Origin of the sequence: Photorhabdus sp. S10-54, assembly GCF_963878145.1 — a bacterium.
Classification (GTDB): domain Bacteria; phylum Pseudomonadota; class Gammaproteobacteria; order Enterobacterales; family Enterobacteriaceae; genus Photorhabdus; species Photorhabdus kayaii.
The window spans coordinates 1-15,570 of the sequence record NZ_CAWNXG010000040.1 but is presented as its reverse complement, the minus strand read 5'-3'; the positions used below and the strand labels follow the sequence as shown (position 1 = coordinate 15,570).

Annotated in this window: 14 protein-coding genes; 7 read left to right on the top strand and 7 right to left on the bottom strand. The window is 41.6% G+C overall.

Going from position 1 to position 15,570, the window contains the following annotated elements; genetic code table 11:
- Window positions 1-32: 32 nt before the first annotated feature.
- Window positions 33-164, bottom strand: coding sequence for a hypothetical protein (locus AACQ83_RS18455; RefSeq protein ID WP_255566991.1), 132 nt, complete (start codon window positions 162-164; stop codon window positions 33-35).
- A 582-nt stretch (window positions 165-746) separates the two neighbouring features.
- Between AACQ83_RS18455 and AACQ83_RS18450 the strand changes: the two genes are divergently transcribed.
- Window positions 747-1,520, top strand: coding sequence for a TatD family hydrolase (locus AACQ83_RS18450; protein ID WP_112879079.1), 774 nt, complete (start codon window positions 747-749; stop codon window positions 1,518-1,520).
- A 105-nt stretch (window positions 1,521-1,625) separates the two neighbouring features.
- Here the strand turns inward: AACQ83_RS18450 and AACQ83_RS18445 are convergent, their stop codons facing one another.
- Window positions 1,626-2,321: a phosphohydrolase gene (locus tag AACQ83_RS18445; RefSeq protein ID WP_112879098.1), complete on the bottom strand. Its 696-nt coding sequence runs from the start codon at window positions 2,319-2,321 to the stop codon at window positions 1,626-1,628.
- A 639-nt stretch (window positions 2,322-2,960) separates the two neighbouring features.
- Between AACQ83_RS18445 and AACQ83_RS18440 the strand changes: the two genes are divergently transcribed.
- The 5 genes from AACQ83_RS18440 to deoD all read left to right on the top strand — a co-directional run bounded on the left by AACQ83_RS18440 (window position 2,961) and on the right by deoD (window position 9,119).
- Entirely contained in the window at window positions 2,961-4,226 is a 1,266-nt protein-coding gene (locus AACQ83_RS18440) for a NupC/NupG family nucleoside CNT transporter (RefSeq protein WP_192881044.1), read from the top strand.
- Window positions 4,227-4,730: 504 nt separating this feature from the next.
- Window positions 4,731-5,510 carry a deoxyribose-phosphate aldolase gene (gene deoC, locus AACQ83_RS18435; RefSeq protein ID WP_112879077.1) on the top strand — a complete coding sequence of 260 codons (780 nt, stop codon included), beginning with the start codon at window positions 4,731-4,733 and terminating at the stop codon, window positions 5,508-5,510.
- 73 nt (window positions 5,511-5,583) lie between these two features.
- Window positions 5,584-6,906: a thymidine phosphorylase gene (deoA, locus tag AACQ83_RS18430; RefSeq protein WP_112879076.1), complete on the top strand. Its 1,323-nt coding sequence runs from the start codon at window positions 5,584-5,586 to the stop codon at window positions 6,904-6,906.
- A 196-nt stretch (window positions 6,907-7,102) separates the two neighbouring features.
- A complete protein-coding gene (gene deoB, locus AACQ83_RS18425) occupies window positions 7,103-8,326 on the top strand; it encodes a phosphopentomutase (protein WP_112879075.1) in 1,224 nt (407 codons plus the stop codon).
- Window positions 8,327-8,402: 76 nt separating this feature from the next.
- Entirely contained in the window at window positions 8,403-9,119 is a 717-nt protein-coding gene (gene deoD / locus AACQ83_RS18420) for a purine-nucleoside phosphorylase (protein ID WP_036811781.1), read from the top strand.
- 91 nt (window positions 9,120-9,210) lie between these two features.
- Here the strand turns inward: deoD and AACQ83_RS18415 are convergent, their stop codons facing one another.
- The 5 genes from AACQ83_RS18415 to AACQ83_RS18395 all read right to left on the bottom strand — a co-directional run bounded on the left by AACQ83_RS18415 (window position 9,211) and on the right by AACQ83_RS18395 (window position 14,471).
- On the bottom strand, window positions 9,211-10,365 hold the full coding sequence (locus tag AACQ83_RS18415) for a trans-sulfuration enzyme family protein (protein WP_112879074.1): 1,155 nt from the start codon (window positions 10,363-10,365) through the stop codon (window positions 9,211-9,213).
- 17 nt (window positions 10,366-10,382) lie between these two features.
- Window positions 10,383-11,750, bottom strand: a complete 1,368-nt coding sequence (locus AACQ83_RS18410; protein ID WP_112879073.1) for a pyridoxal-phosphate dependent enzyme — start codon at window positions 11,748-11,750, stop codon at window positions 10,383-10,385.
- A 512-nt stretch (window positions 11,751-12,262) separates the two neighbouring features.
- The gene (locus tag AACQ83_RS18405; RefSeq protein ID WP_158537796.1) at window positions 12,263-12,805 is read right to left on the bottom strand and encodes a GNAT family N-acetyltransferase; all 543 of its coding nucleotides are present in this window, start codon (window positions 12,803-12,805) and stop codon (window positions 12,263-12,265) included.
- Window positions 12,766-13,545 (bottom strand): hypothetical protein, encoded by a 780-nt coding sequence (locus tag AACQ83_RS18400; RefSeq protein ID WP_158537795.1) that lies wholly within the window; start codon window positions 13,543-13,545, stop codon window positions 12,766-12,768. Before AACQ83_RS18400 ends, AACQ83_RS18405 begins: the two co-directional genes overlap by 40 nt.
- A gap of 419 nt (window positions 13,546-13,964) precedes the next feature.
- Window positions 13,965-14,471 (bottom strand): hypothetical protein, encoded by a 507-nt coding sequence (locus tag AACQ83_RS18395; protein ID WP_112879069.1) that lies wholly within the window; start codon window positions 14,469-14,471, stop codon window positions 13,965-13,967.
- Between the two features lie 187 nt (window positions 14,472-14,658).
- Here AACQ83_RS18395 and AACQ83_RS18390 point away from each other — a divergent pair.
- The coding region (locus AACQ83_RS18390; RefSeq protein WP_112875909.1) for an IS30 family transposase at window positions 14,659-15,570 on the top strand (912 nt) is incomplete at its 3' end.

Below are 15,570 nucleotides of genomic sequence, written 5' to 3'. Positions count from 1 at the left end.
GGAGAGACCTGTGATCGACAAAGAAAAAAAATTTATGCGTCTCGAATGATGTAATTCAGATGCACAATGATGTCACTCAGATTGGCAACTAGCGCGTTTTGATAACCAGCGTCAAGCAGGGGCTGTTCAGATATACCTGATAAAAATGATATTTTACTTTGCATAACAGTCACCATTACATGGCTTAGAATTAGAACATCTTGGAAGGTTAGTTTCGAAAATCGAGCTAGCTTTCTTGGTGTGACAATTCATAAATATTCCTTTTGTTTCTGTTTGTTTATTGCTGGTTCAATTCAGGTAATACAGAGATAAACAAAACGACCAGTATGAGAAATTTCATCCAAGGTGCTGATAGCAAAAGTGTTATAAAAATGAAAAATAATTTATGATGATAGGCTAGTTCATCATCTATCTTAGGTATTTAGAATCATTTTCACTATTTGGTAAGAGTTGTTAACTGATGGAGGCATGACTTTATAGCGTGAAAGCTTATTATGTTAAGCTTAATTTTTATTAATGTAGGAATAAAAAATTAATTTAATCATAGCGGTAAAGAAACCCCGTAACAGTTTCAGCCTGAAAATAATCAGACTTGAATTGATCGGGGCATTTCTGGTCTTTTGCCGGGTGACGGCTCCTCGTCCTATCGGCATAGGTATCTACACAACTTTCGTCAAAAATGGTATTGATATTCAGTATGCTTTCAATTTTTCTATCGTCAGAACAGATAAATAACGGATAGCTTCATGTTCATTGATACCCACTGCCATTTTGATTTCCCTCCGTTTCGTGATGATGAACAGCAGAGCCTGCAACGGGCGGTACAGATTGGCGTGGATAGAATTATTGTCCCCGCTATTAGTAGTGCAAATTTGCAACAGGTATCTGAATTGGCTTGTTCTTATCCTGAGATTTATGCTGCATTGGGTTTGCATCCTATTTATATCGATCAACATCAGGAAGCGCATCTTGCGGATCTGGAACAATTTCTAAAACAGAAACACGAAAAGTTGGTGGCGGTTGGGGAGATTGGGCTCGATCTCTATATGACTGAACCCCAATTTGAAAAACAGAAAGCGCTATTATGCGCTCAATTGCGGTTAGCAAAACAGTATGAATTACCGGTTATCCTTCATTCCCGAAAAAGCCATGATCAACTGGCAGCGATCCTAAGAAGAATCAACCTTCCCCGTACCGGTGTAGTACACGGATTTGCGGGTAGCTTATCGCAGGCGGAGGCTTTTATCGGTTTGGGATATTACCTTGGGGTAGGGGGAACCATTACTTATGAAAGAGCGCAGAAAACACGTCGCGTAATGGCTGAACTCCCGTTAACGTCTCTGGTGCTGGAAACCGATGCTCCGGATATGCCACTTTTCGGTTTTCAGGGAGAACCTAACCGGCCGGAAAAAATTGCCGGAGTGTTTGCTTCGTTATGTGAGCTTCGTCGCGAAGCTCCAGATGAGATTGCTAACCAACTTTATCATAACAGTATTGAGTTATTTGGATTAGCTATATGATTTACAAAGTGATTTTAACTACTATTGGCAAAGATGCAGTTAACTGAAACTGGATAAATCGATGATGGATTAAGATGCAAAGCTCCAAGGGTATAATATTTGCAATTAATTTTCGTTGAAAAAATCCTTTATAAATTCATCCGTATCAATTAAATCACCTTTAATTTCGCTCGATAGTTTGCTCAAAAAGTCCACCAAATATTGGGCATTCAATTGTGCGATCTTCTTACCCTCTGTGGTATTCATTTTTTCGGGCAGTTTAAATAACTTTGTCTGAAAGTGATCGATTGCATAAGATTTGTCATCCAAGGGGCGATTAAGTGCAAAGGGATCATCATGCTGAAAAAGTCCCTGACCGAGCATACCTGCTATATAAAATACTCTGGCGAGTCCAATGGCTCCTAATGCATCCAATCGGTCTGCGTCTTGGAGTATTTTAGCTTCTATTGTTTCTGGGGGTAAGGCTGCGCTATAGCTGTGGGTTATAATTGCGTGTTTTACCGCATCATAAAGTTCTTTTGGGAACTCTGGAAATTCAATAGATAGAATTTTTACAGCTTCCTGTGCTGCAAGTTTTGAGGACTGTTTTTTTTCTGGATGATTCTTTGGTAATGACACGATGTCATGTAAGTAACTTGAGGCAATGATAACTAAAGGATCACCTCCTTCTTTCTCCATGATTCTTTTCGCGTTATTTGCAACACGGATCAGATGACCAATATCATGAGCGTTATCATTAGAGTTTGCGAGTCGATGTTTTAAAAATTCTCTCAAACGTTCTTCTAGAATATTCGTTTTCATTATTTTCATTTACTTAAAGGTATAATAGGTCTTCTGTTCCCTGTCTTGACTTTAATAATAATAATTCTTGTCCATTTTGTATAGTTGAAATGCAGTAGAAAAATAACTAAATATTAGTATTTAGGACGTTAACGGAAATTTATTAACCGTTACAGGTTGGATACTATGGAGTTAATTGTTTTTGCACAATTGTTTGATTGTTACTCAGGAGTAAATTGTTATCTCCATAGAGGAATTACTCGTAATTTAGACATAGGCTTATTTTCTTAGATTTATTTTTGAAACATTGCTTCTCTGCTTATCTATAGATGTAAATATATATGACAGAGTTGTTGCCTGCGGATCATAAGCACCACACTTTAATTGCATTTACCTGATAATTATTTCTTAATTGTTGATTATTTTGCCATTCCGATATTAGATTATCTGTTGCAGATTATTTTTGTAATTTGTGTGATTTACATCACATTTATCATTTTTTTATTGCTTTTTTCAGTAGATATTTGTGATGTCAATAGCTTGTTCATTCCGATGACTGAGTATAATCAGCGCCGACTCAGCGTCAGTGAGCGATTTACGTTCAACTGACATATTTAATTTATTATTAAGTGAACAGGGATTCTTCCAATGCAACTCTTTATGAGCCTGGTCGGGATGGTAGTGCTGATCTTGATCGCAGTACTCTTTTCCAGTAATTATCGTGCTATTAAACTTCGTACTGTCCTTGGTGCCTTTTTGATTCAGATCGCTATCGGTGCTTTCGTACTTTATGTTCCCGCAGGTAAGAAAATATTAATGGGTATGTCTGAGGGAGTTTCTAGTGTTATCCAGTACGGTCAGCAAGGAATGGATTTTATTTTTGGTGGATTAGTTTCCCCCAAAATGTTTGAACTGTTTGGCGGCGGGGGATTTGTTTTCGCCCTGCGTGTACTGCCTATTATTGTTTTCTTCTCTTCATTGATTGCTGTGTTGTACTACATTGGTGTTATGCAGCTAGTTATCAAAGTATTGGGTGGTGGCCTGCAAAAAATTCTCGGAACTTCACGTACGGAATCTTTGTCTGCGACAGCGAATATTTTCGTAGGCCAAACTGAGGCGCCACTGGTTGTTCGCCCTTATATTGCTACCATGACTCAATCTGAACTGTTTGCGGTAATGTGTGGTGGTCTGGCATCCGTTGCGGGTTCGGTATTGGCCGGTTATGCATCAATGGGCGTACCTTTGGAATATCTGATTGCGGCTTCCTTTATGGCGGCACCAGGTGGCCTGTTGTTCGCGAAATTGATGGTGCCTGAAACTGAAAAGCCACATGACACTGTTGATGCAATGTCACTGGTCGCTGAAGAGGAACGTCCTGCTAACATCATTGATGCAGCCGCCTCTGGTGCCGCTTCTGGTATGCAATTAGCGTTGAACGTCGGTGCAATGTTATTGGCGTTTGTTGCCCTTATTGCATTGTTAAATGGTATTCTCGGTGGAATCGGTGGTTGGTTTAATTATCCACAACTTTCTCTTGAACTGGTGTTGGGTTGGGTCTTCGCGCCAATTGCTTACCTGATTGGTATTCCGTGGAATGAAGCAACGGTAGCAGGTTCTTTCATCGGTCAAAAAATAGTTGTGAACGAATTTGTTGCCTTTATGAACTTCGGCGCTTATTTGAAACCGGATGATGTAGTTACGGCTGCTGGCTTGCAGGTTCTGTCAGATCATACTAAAGCAATTATCTCCTTCGCATTGTGTGGTTTCGCTAACCTTTCTTCCGTTGCTATCCTGCTAGGTGGTCTGGGCGGTATGGCACCGAACCGCCGCGGAGATGTTGCTCGTTTGGGGATGAAAGCCATTATCGCGGGCACACTATCCAACTTAATGAGTGCAACTATCGCAGGCTTCTTCCTGGCTCTGTAACGTTGTTGAAATTAGGCAGGTGGGATAATCCCGCCTGCAATCTATTTTCCTGCCGGTTTATCTTTAATTCGTGGTGAAAAAGCAGCGTCTTCCATACTTCTTGTTTACTAGACGTGAGTTATATTTTTTGTCGTGTATTATTTGATGATAAGCAAGTTGGATTTGCCGGTAAATCCCATGATAAATATAGTTTTATGTGATAAAAATCACATTTGAAATTATTATCTTGCAAATTACATGTAATTAGTGTGATTTTTGGCACAATTTTTTGAACGTTGAAATGTTCAAATATAAGATATGCCAAATTTCAAGGATCAAGGCGTGGCTCGCATTAAAGACCATAAGCCGAAGAGAGCATAGTGCGGTGAAAAGGAATTCAATTGTCGCTGTAGGCATATCATCGCGGCATCTTTAAGGATCAAGTCCGCTCGCCAACAAACAATCGTTTAACAGCATGTGTGGCTCTAGCAGAAGCTAGCCGCGATAATAACGTTGGAGAGTTTTATGACCGATTTAACCGCAGCAGCGCAACGTGCGCTGAGTTTGATGGATTTAACGACACTCAATGATAATGATACAGATGAAAAAGTGACGGCACTTTGTCATCAGGCGAAAAGCTCGGCAGGTAATACTGCGGCTATCTGTATCTACCCTCGTTTTATTCCTCTGGCGCGTAAAGTGTTACGTGAACAGGGCACGCCTGAAATCCGTATCGCAACAGTGACAAACTTCCCACACGGCAATGACGATATTGATATCGCTTTAGCTGAAACCCGTGCTGCTATCGCTTATGGCGCTGATGAGGTCGATGTGGTTTTCCCATACCGTGCATTGATGGCCGGTAATGAACAAGTCGGTTTTGACATGGTAAAAGCGTGTAAAGCCGCCTGTGCAGTAGCGGATGTGCTACTAAAAGTTATTATTGAAACCGGTGAACTGAAAGAGGCATCTCTGATTCGTAAGGCATCTGAAATTTCAATCAACGCAGGTGCTGATTTTATCAAAACGTCTACAGGTAAAGTGCCGGTTAATGCCACACTGGCAAGTGCTGAAATCATGATGAAGGTGATTCATGAGATGGGTGTGGGTGAAACGGTTGGTTTCAAACCGGCTGGTGGCGTGCGTACCGCTGAAGAGGCTGCACAATATCTGGCATTAGCTGATCATATCATGGGTGACAAATGGGCTGATGCCCGTCATTTTCGTTTTGGAGCTTCCAGTTTGTTAGGCAGTTTGCTAAGCACTCTGGGGCATCAGAATCAAGAGCAAAGCAGCAATTATTGATAATCGAGTACCGTATCAATCAGTGCGTAGCCGCTGAATCTTTGCCGATTTTAATCATGATTAGGAGAATGCTTTGCTTCTGACACAGGAAATTATCCGTAAAAAGCGTGATGGGCATCTACTGAATGAAGAAGAGATCCGCTTCTTCGTTAATGGCGTACGTGACAATACCGTTTCCGAGGGACAAATTGCTGCGCTGGCGATGGCTATCCACTTCCAGGACATGGTAATGGAAGAACGTGTCGCCCTGACATTGGCTATGCGTGACTCCGGGACAGTGTTGAATTGGCAAAGCCTGAATTTGAACGGCCCGATTGTGGATAAGCATTCAACCGGTGGGGTTGGTGATGTGACTTCGCTAATGCTTGGTCCGATGGTGGCGGCCTGTGGCGGCTATGTGCCGATGATTTCCGGCCGTGGTTTAGGTCATACCGGCGGGACGCTGGACAAGTTGGAAGCGATTCCAGGGTTTGATATTTTTCCTGATGAGCGGCGTTTTCGTGACATTATTCAGGATGTTGGTGTGGCGATTATCGGTCAGACCCATTCGCTGGCGCCGGCAGACAAACGCTTCTATGCAACTCGCGATATTACCGCGACGGTGGATTCTATTCCCTTGATTACCGCCTCTATCCTTGGCAAAAAACTGGCTGAGGGTTTGGACGCACTGGTAATGGATGTCAAAGTGGGTTCTGGTGCGTTTATGTCAACGTATGAAGCGTCGCAGCAACTGGCGGAATCGATTGTTAGCGTGGCTAATGGCGTGGGTTGTAAAACTACCGCGTTGTTGACGGATATGAATCAGGTTCTGGCATCCAGTGCGGGTAATGCGCTTGAAGTTCGTGAAGCTGTTCGCTTTCTGACGGGGGAAAAGCGCAATCCACGTTTACTCGAAGTTACAATGGCACTGTGTGTTGAAATGCTGGTATCCGGCCATTTGGCAACAGACCGTGAAGATGCACGCAATAGACTCCAGTCTGTCTTAGATAACGGTAAAGCAGCCGAAATTTTTGGTCGCATGGTCGCTGCACAACAAGGTCCGACGGATTTTGTTGAGCGTTATGACAGTTACTTGCCAACGGCTGTTTTCAGCAAACCCATATTGGCTGAACAGCATGGATTTATTACGCATATGGATACCCGTGCTATAGGGATGTCTGTAGTTTCCCTTGGGGGAGGGCGCCGTAAGGCAACAGATCGCATTGATTATAGTGTGGGGCTGAGCAATATCGTTGCTCTGGGCTCAGAAGTTAATGTAGGTACACCCTTAGCTATTATTCATGCCAACAATGAGAATGAATGGCAGGAAGTGGCAAAGGCAGTACGTAAAGCTATCGTTCTGGGTACAGAAGCCAAACCAGCCGCACCGATGGTTTATCGCCAAATTGGCGAATAATAACCATACTTATTATTAGATAATGGTGGCATTTTCGCATTGTTATACCCTATGGATTTCAAGATGCATCGCGACGGCAAGGGAGTGAATCCCCGGGAGCATAGCAAACTATGTAACCGGGGTGAGCGAGTGCAGCCAACAAAGAGGCAGCTTGAAAGATAACGGGTATAGTGTGATTTGACGCAGGAGAAAATTTATGAAACGAACATTCATCATGGTATTGGATTCTTTTGGCATTGGCGCCAGTGAAGATGCCGAAAAATTTGGTGATAAAGGATCTAACACCTTGGGGCACATTGCCGAAGCATGTGCCCGTGGTGATGCTGATGTTGGTCGCAAAGGGCCTCTGTATTTGCCGAACTTAAGCCGTTTAGGTTTGGGGAAAGCGACTGAGGAGTCCTGTGGAACTTTCCCTGTCGGTTTGGATAAAGACGCGGACATTATGGGTGCTTACGCTTACGCCAGTGAACTCTCTTCCGGTAAAGATACACCGTCAGGTCACTGGGAAATTGCCGGTGTCCCGGTGCTGTTTGACTGGGGTTACTTCAAAGATGAAGAGAACAGCTTTCCGCAGGCATTGTTGGATAAACTGGTAGAACGCGCAAATCTGCCAGGTTATCTCGGTAACTGCCACTCTTCTGGTACGGTTATTCTGGATAAGTTGGGTGAAGAACATATGAAAACGGGTAAACCGATTTTCTATACCTCTGCTGACTCGGTATTCCAGATCGCTTGCCACGAAGAGACTTTCGGTTTAGATCGCCTGTATGAACTGTGTGAAATCGCCCGTGAAGAGTTGACTGATGGCGGTTACAACATTGGCCGGGTTATTGCGCGCCCATTTGTTGGAGACAAGGCGGGTAATTTCCAGCGTACCGGTAATCGTCATGACTTAGCTGTAGAGCCGCCTGCTCCTACCATGCTGAAAAAATTAGTCGATGAGAAAAATGGCGAAGTCATTTCTATCGGTAAAATTGCCGATATCTATGCAAACGTCGGCATTACGCAAAAAGTAAAAGCGACCGGCATTGATGCATTGTTTGATGCAACGCTGGTGGAAATGGAAAAAGCGGGTGACAACACCATCGTATTCACTAACTTTGTCGATTTCGACTCTTCTTATGGTCATCGTCGTGATGTTCCGGGTTATGCGGCGGCATTGGAACTGTTTGACCGTCGTCTGCCTGAAATGCTGAAACGGGTGAAAGATGATGACATTTTAATCCTGACCGCCGACCACGGTTGTGATCCAACGTGGTCTGGTACTGACCACACTCGTGAGCACATTCCGGTGCTGATTTATGGACCAAAAGTACAACCTGGTTCATTGGGGCATCGTGAAACTTTTGCTGATATTGGACAGACAGTCGCTGAATATTTTGAACTGTCGCCAATGGAATATGGCAAATCAATGCTCTGAACCTACTTACTGGCTGCTTTTGGGCAGCCATGTATGACTAAAATAACCATTAAATAAAAAAATAAGGAATTTAATTATGGCCACGCCTCATATTAATGCTGAGATGGGTGATTTTGCAGACGTTGTTCTGATGCCTGGCGATCCATTACGTGCGAAATATATTGCTGAAACTTTTCTGGAAAATGTGCGGCAGGTAAACGATGTACGCGGTATGTTGGGGTTTACCGGTACTTATAAAGGCCGCCCGATTTCTGTGATGGGGCATGGTATGGGTATCCCATCCTGCTCTATCTATGCGAAAGAGCTGATCACTGATTTTGGTGCTAAAGTCCTTATCCGTGTAGGTTCCTGCGGTTCAGTACGTCAAGATGTTCAATTGCGTGACGTAATTATTGGCATGGGGGCATGTACTGATTCCAAGGTTAACCGTATACGTTTTAAAGATCACGATTTTGCGGCGATTGCTGATTTCGATCTGGTCCGTAACGCTGTTGATGCTGCTAAAGCAAAAAACATCAATGTACGTGTAGGTAACATCTTCTCGGTTGAGCTGTTCTATACACCCGATCCACAACTGTTCGATGTAATGGAGCAATATGGCATTCTGGGCGTAGAAATGGAAGCTGCGGGTTTTTACGGTGTTGCGGCTGAATATGGCGCAAAAGCGCTGACTATCTGTACTGTCTCTGACCACATTCGTACTCATGAAAAACTGACTGCCGAGGAACGCCAGACGACTTTCAATGAAATGATTGAAATCGCATTGGAATCCGTTCTGTTGGGTGATAAATAATTCTGGTTCTACATTTACTTTTGATTGCATAAAAAGAGCCGCTTTTTATTTAAATGCCAGCCAGTTGAAAAAATTGGCTGGCATAGCTCTTTTATTGTGCGGCTTTTTCCAACGCCTGAGCTAAATCAGCGATGAGATCTTCGGCATCCTCTATACCCACAGAAATACGTACCAACTGTGGTGTGATCCCAGAAGCAAGGCGTTTTTCTAATGGGATAGACGCGTGAGTCATACTAAATGGTTGGCTGATCAGACTCTCCACCCCGCCCAGACTTTCTGCCAGTGTAAATAGTTTTAGCTCTTGAATTAACCGGCGGGCATAATCATCATCACCTTTTAAGTGAACAGAAATCATACCGCCAAAGCCCTTCATTTGACGTTTTGCCAGTTCATGCTGTGGATGGGAAGCGAGGCCGGGATAGAAGACGGTTTTGATCTGAGGCTGTTGCTCCAGCCAATGTGCGATCTTTGATGCACTGTCAATGTGGCGTTGCATACGCAGGGCAAGTGTCCGCATTCCGCGCAGCACCAGGAAACTACTAAATGGATCGAGTACACCACCTATAGAGTTTTGCAGAAAACCCAGTTTTTCTGCTAGTTCTGCATTTTTTCCGACCACTGCCAGCCCGGCGATCACATCAGAGTGGCCGTTTAAATATTTAGTAGCGGAGTACACGACGACATCAAATCCCAGATCAAGTGGGCGCTGGAGATACGGTGAGGCGAAAGTGTTATCTGCCACACTAATAATACCGTGCCGTTGCGCTATTTGTGCGATAGCCGCCAGATCAGCCAATTTCAGTAACGGATTGGTGGGTGTCTCCACCCAAATCATTTTTGTGTCGGGACGAATAGCGGCTTCAAGGCCGGCAATGTCATTGGCTTCCACATAAGTGACACGCAAACCGGCAGTGCGGCTACGTACTTTTTCGAGTAGCCGATAGGTGCCACCGTACAGATCATCGACTGCCACCAAATGGCTATCCTTATCCAAAAGTTCTAGCACTGTAGAACTGGCAGCCAGCCCCGAACTAAAAGCGTAGCCTCGGCTACCGTTTTCCAGTTCGGCTATCGCGCTTTCCAGAGCATCACGTGTCGGATTGCCACTGCGGGAATATTCATAACCAGAGTGCTGGCCGGGGGCTGATTGGGCGTAAGTTGATGTTGCATAAATTGCCGGCATTACCGCGCCAGTGTGATCCGGAGTGTAGCCAGCGTGAACAGTTTTAGTATCAAACTTGGTCATAGAATTATTCCTAAAAATCAATTAAGTTGCTGACGCCATGCGTTCAGCACATCTGTGCGAGTTACCAGCCCAAGAAAATGGTCATTATTGACGATCAGCGCCACATGTCCGGCGTCGAAAGTTGCCATCAATTGTTGCAGAGAAGCGTTTTTATCCAGCGTTTTCACCTGATGAGTCATGGCGTGGCTAACGGGCAGGCTGAAATTATGTGGATCAGCCTGCACGGTGTGCATCAAATCCCACTCGTCGATAATGCCAACGACTTGTTCTCCTTTCAGCACCGGTAATTGAGAAATCTCATACAAACGCATTCTGGTATGCGCGGTTTTCAACGTATCTTCTGGCGATATAAAAACCGTAGCGCCATCCTGATAGCGGTAAGTAATATAATCGCTGAGATCGTGCTGTTGCACACGCGATTTGAATCCCTGTTCCAGCATCCAATAATCGTTAAACATTTTTGACAGATACTTGTTTCCACTGTCACATGCTAGCGTAACCACACGTTTGGGAGTGGTTTGCGCACGGCAATAGCGCAGTGCAGCGGCGAGCAAAGTTCCGCTGGAAGAGCCAGCCAGAACACCTTCCTTTAGCAACAGATCACGGGCACTGGAAAAAGCCTCTGCATCACTGACACGGTATGCGTGGTGCACTCGACTAAAATCGCCCAGAGGAGGGATAAAATCTTCGCCGATGCCTTCTACCTGCCAGCTTCCGGCTTCGCCATATTTGCCGTGTTCAATATAGTCCACCAGAATAGAACCATTTGGATCTGCCAGAACAAACTCCGTTTCCGGCGAAACTTGAGCAAAATAGTGGCTCAAGCCGCCAAGCGTACCGCCTGACCCGACACCGAGCACCACTGCATCGACATTGTGGTCCATTTGTTGCCAGATTTCCGGTCCGGTAGAGGTAGTGTGTGCTGCTGAATTAGCGGGATTATTGAACTGATCGATATAATAAGCACCGGGAATCTCCTGCGCCAGACGTAGGGCATAGTCTTGATAATACTCTGGATGACCTTTACTGACATCAGAACGGGTAAGACGTACATCGGTACCCAGTGCACGCAGATGAAACACCTTTTCCCGGCTCATCTTATCTGGAACGACCAGAATCAATTTATAGCCTTTCAAGGCGGCGACTAGTGCCAATCCGATGCCGGTATTACCCGCCGTAGCTTCAATAATCGTACCACCAGATTGAAGCAATCCCTGTTCTTCCGCCTGTTCGATCATGGAAAGAGCGACGCGATCTTTAATAGAGCCACCGGGATTTTGATTCTCCAGCTTAATAAATAATTGACATTGACCGGTATTCAGATGCGTTAACTCCAGCAACGGGGTATTGCCAATCATATTGAGAACAGAGCGTGATGTGGTCATATCATCTCCAGATAATCCGTTGTATTCAGATAGTTATGGAGGATAACTCTGTATATGTATTTGTTTGAAAGAATGAATAGCAACCATATATAGCCAAAAGGAATATATTAGTTTTGTTTTAGATGTGAAGAAGTATAGACGTTTAGATTTCCTGATTTATTAAAGTGTGAAGTAAATAAAATCATTTAATTTACTGTCAGGAGCTAATCGGAATAAAAACGATGATTTTTGGAATAATAAAGTGGTTCACTTTTCAGACCGTTGACAAATCCCGTTATTTTCAATGAGGTTTGTTAACGGTCTGAGTTGCTTCAAAACTCTGTTAACTCTCATATAATGTAGGAGTACCCCGACGATCTGAAAAATGCTATTTACACGGGAATTCTTCACCTAAAGCCCTTATTGATAACACGGCAAGACGCGTATTCTGACTAATTTCTTCTTTATGCTTAATAGCGTAATCATCACATACTCTCCATATGTTGTTCCTTCCACAAAAAATCTTAGCTTAATCACCGGTTGTTTGCCTCATTGTCTATTACTGTTTCAGATATTCCTTTAGTCATATAGTATTCATCTGTCAGTTCACCATTTATAAATAGTGAGCTAGTTCTGATGCCAGAAAAAATAAAACCTGATGACAAATACAGCTTTATTGCCAATGTGTTTTTTATTGCAACGGTTAATTCAAGTCTACTAATTCCATTTTTCCGTGACCAATCTTGCGCTTTGTTGAGTAGGGTTCTTGCTATGCCTTTATTTCTATATTCTTTTTTTACTCCAAGAACAATAGAACCCAGATGCCTGTTCCTATTGAACACTCCTCTAGATATAACAATAAATCCAACAATGTTTTTGCTATCTTCGCATATTAACATTTGCCTGTCTTTTCCGAATCCTTTTATTATATCCGTCTGTTCTTCAACACTTGTTTTTCTTTCTTCCGGCTCAAGCAACATAAATTCCGATGTGTTATCCAAATCATTAAAAAAAACAATAAGATTGTTTGCATCTTCTACGTTAACTTCTCTAAAAATAAAGATTTCTTTTTCCATAGCGAGTACCATATTAATGAAATTAGCGTATACAGTATATTACTGCATACAAAAGTCAATAAGATTTCGAATGATGTCGGGCTAATTAATGTAGAGGTGACCACAAGTACAGTGATAATGGGAATCACCTTAAGATATACAGATTTTGAATTTGGTGATTTGCTCCTTATTCTGTTAATAATAGATACGGCAATCAAGTCAAAGAATATGACTAATGCACAAGTTATTATATCTATTGTTTCTGTTAGCGTATTGAATACCATCAAACTGATTAATGGTGAGAAGGTTGAAAAGATAATAAGGTAAAATAAATTGGTACCTATCGCTATATTTAAAAAATTGTTCTCATCACTTCTGTAATTTGAAGCCAATGAAATAACAGCAGAAAAGCCCGTAACAAATAGGTAATTCATAACCCCCATGTAAACAAATAATTTTGATAATTCTATGTTTGAAATTAATGTCGATACAAACCTTATTAAAATAGACATCAATATCACTAATGATGTAGATGTTAAAGCCTCATTTATTCCTATATTCACAATATCCTTAATGTAAGGTAAGTCAACTTTTTTCCATTTTATAAATTTTATTAATGGGATTGAAGATGAGATGGCCATGTATGCCCTTGAGATACTGATAGCAAGAGCAATAGAAAATATTAAATCACCAGTAAATAAGTATAATGCAATCATGGCGAATACATTTGTTAATATACTGAATGAGTTGACTTTTACCATGTACCTTTCTTGTTTTGTAGACTCTAGAATTGCGCAGTTAACAGAATATATACATAATGGTATAATTCCGATTGATAGTATCAATGCTATTTTTTTTTGTTACTGTATGGTCACTGTAATAATGTATTGATATCACAGATATTAGAGTTATTAATAAGCCTATTATCGTCCCTGTTATTAAAAGCCAAGTGTAGTTTTTGTAAATGTAGTTTTTATTTTTAATGTCTGATTTTATATTAATGCCGATGAAAAAGGTACATGAAGCAACAACAAATATCTGAATCAACTGTGATGATAGTAAAAAAAATCCGGCATCGTCTGTAGACAATTGATATATTAGTGCGGTAATAATAAGTTGCATTGCCATGTTTAACATTCTACTCTTAAACATTGTTATTGATGGCAATATAATACCCTTGTCAAATATATATAATTTCTTTTCTTCTATCATGAGATCCATCATCCATAATATCAATCTTAGCTATGTATAATTTTCTTGCAATTGACGCTTTTTTTGACTTTTTTGCTATAAACTTATATCCTTCTTTAATCTTGGAATATATTATTATCTCTTCTTTATCGCTTTTATCAAAATAAGTCCATTGGCTTGCTGAGAAGATTAATAAATCATTAATCATCTCATCTGTAAGATGCTTTTTACTTTCATGTCTGAAAGATAAAAAGTATACAAATATTCTCCAGTCGAGATGATATTTCCTTTTGTTTGCCCAACGTATAAATTCTTCTACTTCTTCAAAAGAAACTTCAGCTTTAGATCTGCTCAGAGGGGTGTTTAGTACATTAGTTATGTTATAGATCATGAGTTTAGATAGAGAGTCTGATTTGTTTTTTGGTAGTTCTGATGCGGATTCTCCAGTTACAACATAAGAGTAACAATTTCTATTGTCTGCATAATTCGATGTCATTAATCCAGTCTCCTAATACAAAATTATCATCTCTTTCAACTGATAGTGATGTAAGGTTGTCCTTACTTTCTGTTCCCAATTTATTAAAATACTCTAATGAAAGGCAGATTCGACTAATAAGTGCAATTTTTCAGAAGGGCGGTCAGTTGCTATAGTAGGCATCTTTCTCGCCAAAGGAAAATGCACTATGGCCTATACACAACTGACCGAAACAGAAAGATACCAGATTTCCAGTTTAAGAGAAGCGGGTTTTTCACAGCTTTTCATTGCTGAGTCACTTAAGCGAAGCCCGTCGACCATCAGCAGAGAATTGAAGAGAAATCAAGAAGTCCAGACATACTGCCCTGAACAGGCTCATTTGAAGGTATTGGCTCGTCGTCATTTTGCTAAGAAAGCCGTGAAAATAACGCCGGAAGTAAAAAAATGGATAAAACGGTTAATTTGGAAAGACTTAAGTCCTGAACAGGTGGCTGATTATTTAAAGCAACATAAAGGGATATCTTTGCATCATGAGACAATTTATAGACTGATTTATAAAGATAAAATAGAGGGGGGTGATTTATGGCAACATCTGCGAATTGCCAGAAAACCCTATCGTAAACGTTATGGTAGCTATGAAAGAAGAGGCAAAATTAAAAACCGGGTCAGTATTGATGAACGCCCGGAAATTGTTGATAAAAAAGAACGTATTGGCGACTGGGAAGGAGATACGATAATAGGGAAAGGAAAAAAAAGTGTCTTATTAACATTGGTTGACCGCAAGACGCTGTATACAATTATCGTTAAACTTGATAGCAAGCGAGCTTCAGAAGTCGCGAAAGCGGCAGTGAAAGTATTATTTCCGTTAAAACAAAAGGTTAAGACCATCACGTTCGATAACGGTTTGGAGTTCGCAGATCATGAAATCATCAGTGAAAAATTAGAAACCCAAATTTACTTTGCTCACCCTTATTCGCCTTGGGAAAGAGGGATCAATGAGAATATCAATGGGTTAATCAGACAATACTTTCCAAAGGAAACCGATTTTAATGAAATCTCTGATCAGGAAATAAATTTTGTGGTAAACCGATTAAATAATCGCCCCCGAAAAACACGGGGT

Excerpts from the sequence above, each read along its gene's own strand:
- AACQ83_RS18400 (WP_158537795.1), bottom strand. The coding sequence starts at position 13,545 with ATGGTAAAAGTCAACTCATTCAGTATATTAACAAATGTATTCGCCATG.
- AACQ83_RS18450 (WP_112879079.1), top strand. The coding sequence starts at position 747 with ATGTTCATTGATACCCACTGCCATTTTGATTTCCCTCCGTTTCGTGAT.
- AACQ83_RS18405 (WP_158537796.1), bottom strand. The coding sequence starts at position 12,805 with ATGGAAAAAGAAATCTTTATTTTTAGAGAAGTTAACGTAGAAGATGCA.
- AACQ83_RS18395 (WP_112879069.1), bottom strand. The coding sequence starts at position 14,471 with ATGACATCGAATTATGCAGACAATAGAAATTGTTACTCTTATGTTGTA.
- AACQ83_RS18455 (WP_255566991.1), bottom strand. The coding sequence starts at position 164 with ATGCAAAGTAAAATATCATTTTTATCAGGTATATCTGAACAGCCCCTG.
- deoC (WP_112879077.1), top strand. The coding sequence starts at position 4,731 with ATGACCGATTTAACCGCAGCAGCGCAACGTGCGCTGAGTTTGATGGAT.
- AACQ83_RS18440 (WP_192881044.1), top strand. The coding sequence starts at position 2,961 with ATGAGCCTGGTCGGGATGGTAGTGCTGATCTTGATCGCAGTACTCTTT.
- AACQ83_RS18445 (WP_112879098.1), bottom strand. The coding sequence starts at position 2,321 with ATGAAAACGAATATTCTAGAAGAACGTTTGAGAGAATTTTTAAAACAT.
- deoD (WP_036811781.1), top strand. The coding sequence starts at position 8,403 with ATGGCCACGCCTCATATTAATGCTGAGATGGGTGATTTTGCAGACGTT.
- deoB (WP_112879075.1), top strand. The coding sequence starts at position 7,103 with ATGAAACGAACATTCATCATGGTATTGGATTCTTTTGGCATTGGCGCC.
- AACQ83_RS18410 (WP_112879073.1), bottom strand. The coding sequence starts at position 11,750 with ATGACCACATCACGCTCTGTTCTCAATATGATTGGCAATACCCCGTTG.
- AACQ83_RS18415 (WP_112879074.1), bottom strand. The coding sequence starts at position 10,365 with ATGACCAAGTTTGATACTAAAACTGTTCACGCTGGCTACACTCCGGAT.